Raw genomic sequence first — 3848 nt, forward strand, 5'->3', positions numbered from 1 at the left:
GCAACAAACGAAGTTTGTATTGTTTGGCTTTCTAAAAGCTAACAGTGCGTATTATTAGCAGAGTTATGTTGAGTGGTTTGCTTGCTTAACTGAATAAGAACGTGGGTGAGTAACATGCTCAATGAGGAGGTCCGCTTGTCGGGCCTTTTTGATGCTCGTTAGGAAAATCGTTGTTAGAAGTTAACCCGTAACATAACTACGCATAATACCTGCACTTGAACCACCCCTGTATTCGCAAGCATAGCGCGCCAGTGTTTGAGCTTTAGCGAGTTTGTTATTCAATGACATACCAGTATGTTAAAAAATGACATACTTCGATGTTCTAAAATCTCTCGATGCTTACGTTCCTAACCATCTATTAAATTCAGTTTCTCTTTTCACATCATCGATGTTGGCGTTTTGGGAGGGGCCCGTTTCGTCGGGAGGGAACCCAAAACGCCAACAGCGTTTTGAGTGGAGAGTACACTATCTTTAATAGTGTACTCTTGTCCGAATTTCGGAATTTCCACTGGCTAAAATTTTTCTTTTAGCTTCAGGTTTCCTGTCTCATCTAGTTCTACTTTTATTTTTCCCTCTGCGAATTGCATTAGTAAAAAGTGAACTATGTCAGGTTCTCTAACAAAATCTTTTTTTTGCATTGTTAGTTCAAAAGATCTTTCTTTCAGTGCCTCTGCTTCTATTGTTTTTATTCTAACATTCTCAATTAATGCCTTTTTCATCAGTAACTTACCCTTAAAAAATTGTTCTATAACTGACGTTTTTTTACTTCTTATTTTGTCTATTACGATCATATACAAAAGCTTAGTCTATACAATAGAACTGTTGACATGAAATATGTATACAATATACGCTTGTCATCAATGTTATTTGATAACTGTATACATATAGGGTCTGTTTTATGATAGATATGCTTAAAATATCGATACCTTTTAAACGTGAGTTTGTTACTAACACTCGTGTTTCTAAGACAGGCGAATGTATTGAGTACGTCAATATTATCGAGTGTTCACGTCGTGGTATCGGTCTTGAGGCAAAGTCTGTTCATTACAAGGGCGGTGAGTTAGATAATAAATATGAGGTTGCTGATTTGCGCCACCCTTATGAGTCGCTGCCTACTCACTTTACTGGTGTAGCGTTTAAGATTTTCCAAGGCACTTTACATCGTTATCCTTGTATCGAGTTAAAAGGATCTCCTGCAAAAATTATTCAGGGTCATAACGTTTTTGGATCTACTTCTATAGCTCTGGGTTCTGATGAAATGTTGTCAGCTTTTGTTGATAACTATCCTGATGTTTGGGACATGCTTGAACATACTCAAGCTACTCTTGATAGCCTTGATGCTACTTACTCAGCTCGTGTTGAAAATGAAAATAAGGCAAAACAAGTTATTAATTGTCTTAAAAATGTATCGAATAATCAGATGCGAAAAAGTGTTCGAAATGAACATGAAACGACTTGTTACTTTACTCAAAACTCTCGTCATTGTGATCGTAAAGCTTATTTGAAATATCCAGAATTTAACAATCAACTTTCTAAGTTGAGAGCATTACAGGCGTCTGGTGTAACTGAATATGATCGCGTTCTAGATGTTATGTCTAACCCTCACTTGATTAACTTTGCTCGAAATCTTGTGCGTTTTGAGGCTAGTGCTCATCGTCGTTATCTCGATGCAATGGAAATACCTAAGAATTTATTACAAGCAATTAGATACCAACAAAATTACGAAAAAGACGGAAAGTCACTAATACAAGATATTTGGTTAAAAGCATTTACCCCATTACTGCAAGCTCTTGAGGGACAACGAATGAACATTTTTAATGATGAAGAAATTCATAAAAAGTTGAAACAGATTTACTTTAGAACAACTCCTAAAGGGAATGTTAGTTACTCAAAAGCGGATCGGGTTTTTCGTTTTTATCGTTCGTTGGTTTCTGATGGTTATGAGTCTGTCAAATCTTCTTATTCTTCCAGTAGTTCTTTTTATGATCATTTGAAAGAGCTTTTGAATGCGGGTTTTAGTAAGGCTCAGATACAGAATTTACAAGGCAATGGAAAGGATAACGTGATTCCTTTGCTTCAAGTTATAGATGTTGATTTTTCTAATCAACGTCCTGATTGGTACGTCGAGCCAGAAGTCGGCATTTTAAGTAAACAATATGGTTTTGATACCTCAAACGTAATTAGATTAAGCGCATAGGAATATACAAATGAAAAACGGTTTATTAGTTGAAATTTTCAAAGAAAACGAAGTTATCGACCCTCGCACTATCCCGACTAAAAACGGTCCTATGACTTTTTATAGTCAAATTGGTTATGTCGATTTAGGGGGTAAATATCCTGTTGAGTTTCAAATTCCTTTGCAAGAGGGGCAACCATTTTATACAGCAGGTAAGTATAACGTTCTAATGTCAAAATCGTGTTCAGTTAGTCAGCATGGCCGTCTTGAATTTGGCCGTGAAATGTTTTTAGTTCCAGCCACTAATTAAACAGGGTTGCTCATGGATTTTGATGAGGTGATTGTTCTTCTTGATGAAAGGATAGAGATGTTAAACAAGCGCATGGAATCGGATTCCGACAATCGCCCGTCCCATGCAGCTGCTATTAATGCGCTCTTCGATTTCAAGCAAATTATCACTGCTTGTCATCAATTTAGTTAAACGAAATAAAGGTCTGTTATGCCTGTATGTGCCATTGCAAATTCCAAAGGGTTTTTAGCTGTCGTTCCTAGTGTTGATGTTTCTTCTTGCTCTGGGTATTTAATGCTAAAGCCTGATGAATATGAATTTATGATGAGTTATACGCAAATAACATCAACTGAGATTGCTACATATTTTGCAGGTGGTTTTTCACTTGTATTTGTATTTGGTTTTCTCACAACGTACGGCATTAAAGCCGCTTTAAAAGTCATTAGGCTAATCTAGGAAAAAGTTATGAAACATTTTAATAAAGCAAAAAAATTCGCTTCAAACTTTAATACAAAAATCGCTGTCGGTTCTCTGATGCTTGTTGCATCTTCTGGCGCTCATGCTGCGGGTCCAACGGATGATATTTGGGCTGCTATCGATCTTTCAGGTATTGCCGTAAAAGTTGGTGCGGCAGGCGTTATTATTATTGGAATTGCTATGGCTCTAAAAGCTATTTCTCTCGGTAAGCGTACTGTTAATAAGATTTAGGTTTTATCATGCTATTAGTTCTGCATGACCTCCATCTTGTAGTGTTCACTCTTTTGGGCGGTTTAGCAGGATTTATAGCTGCTCAAAACATGCAAGGATAGGGGGCTTCGGCTCCCTTTTTTTATATTTAATAACGGTGTTTTAATGAAAAAAATATTGTTAGTAATTTTTCTTTTTATTTCTTATTCATCACCAATTCACGCTCGCGGTTGTCCTACTGGGTATATTCCAAATGACACAGGAGGCTGTGAGTTAGATATTTGCCCCTCTAGAAGAGGTGAAATTTTAGGTATTGTTACGTTTCCTATTGGAACTTCAAAGGCTATTTCCGTTTGTCGCAGTAAATGCAGGGCAGTTTTGACTCGTAATACTTGGGTTTCATCGGGGATTGAAGGTGATACTTCCCCGTTTGGTCATTACACATTTAACGGGTCAGGTTGTAACGGTTCTGAAACTGGTTCAGGCGGTGGCTCTGGTTCAGGCTCAGGCTCTGGCGGTGACGGTTCAGGCGGTGACGGTTCAGGCGGTGACGGTTCAGGTTCAGGTGGTGACGGTTCAGGCTCAGGTGGTGACGGTTCAGGCTCAGGTGGTGACGGTTCAGGCTCAGGCGGTGACGGTTCAGGCTCAGGCTCTGGCGGTGGTTCAGGCTCAGGCGGTGGTTCAGGTTCAGGAGGG

The 3848-nt window shown here is 38.6% G+C and carries 7 protein-coding genes; 6 read left to right on the forward strand and 1 reads right to left on the reverse strand.

The genetic code is table 11. The features are described from left to right. Positions 1 to 512 precede the first annotated feature (512 nt). Positions 513 to 719, reverse strand: a complete 207-nt coding sequence (locus AB6C75_RS22340) for a hypothetical protein (protein WP_372109301.1) — start codon at positions 717 to 719, stop codon at positions 513 to 515. Between the two features lie 179 nt (positions 720 to 898). Here AB6C75_RS22340 and AB6C75_RS22345 point away from each other — a divergent pair, with 179 nt between their 5' ends. The 6 genes from AB6C75_RS22345 to AB6C75_RS22370 all read left to right on the forward strand — a co-directional run. Continuing rightward, positions 899 to 2197, forward strand: coding sequence for a phage/plasmid replication protein, II/X family (locus AB6C75_RS22345; RefSeq protein ID WP_372109303.1), 1299 nt, complete (start codon positions 899 to 901; stop codon positions 2195 to 2197). Between the two features lie 10 nt (positions 2198 to 2207). After that, positions 2208 to 2486 carry a single-stranded DNA-binding protein gene (locus AB6C75_RS22350; protein WP_372109305.1) on the forward strand — a complete coding sequence of 93 codons (279 nt, stop codon included), beginning with the start codon at positions 2208 to 2210 and terminating at the stop codon, positions 2484 to 2486. Between the two features lie 12 nt (positions 2487 to 2498). Next, entirely contained in the window at positions 2499 to 2657 is a 159-nt protein-coding gene (locus AB6C75_RS22355) for a hypothetical protein (protein ID WP_372109307.1), read from the forward strand. An 18-nt stretch (positions 2658 to 2675) separates the two neighbouring features. Next, positions 2676 to 2921, forward strand: a complete 246-nt coding sequence (locus AB6C75_RS22360) for a single-stranded DNA-binding protein (protein ID WP_372109309.1) — start codon at positions 2676 to 2678, stop codon at positions 2919 to 2921. Between the two features lie 9 nt (positions 2922 to 2930). After that, positions 2931 to 3173: a phage coat protein gene (locus AB6C75_RS22365; protein WP_372109311.1), complete on the forward strand. Its 243-nt coding sequence runs from the start codon at positions 2931 to 2933 to the stop codon at positions 3171 to 3173. 357 nt (positions 3174 to 3530) lie between these two features. Beyond that, positions 3531 to 3848: hypothetical protein (locus AB6C75_RS22370; RefSeq protein WP_372109313.1), on the forward strand; the 318-nt coding region annotated here is incomplete at its 3' end.

This window comes from Vibrio sp. 10N.237.312.B06, assembly GCF_041464685.1.
Classification (GTDB): domain Bacteria; phylum Pseudomonadota; class Gammaproteobacteria; order Enterobacterales; family Vibrionaceae; genus Vibrio; species Vibrio tasmaniensis_A.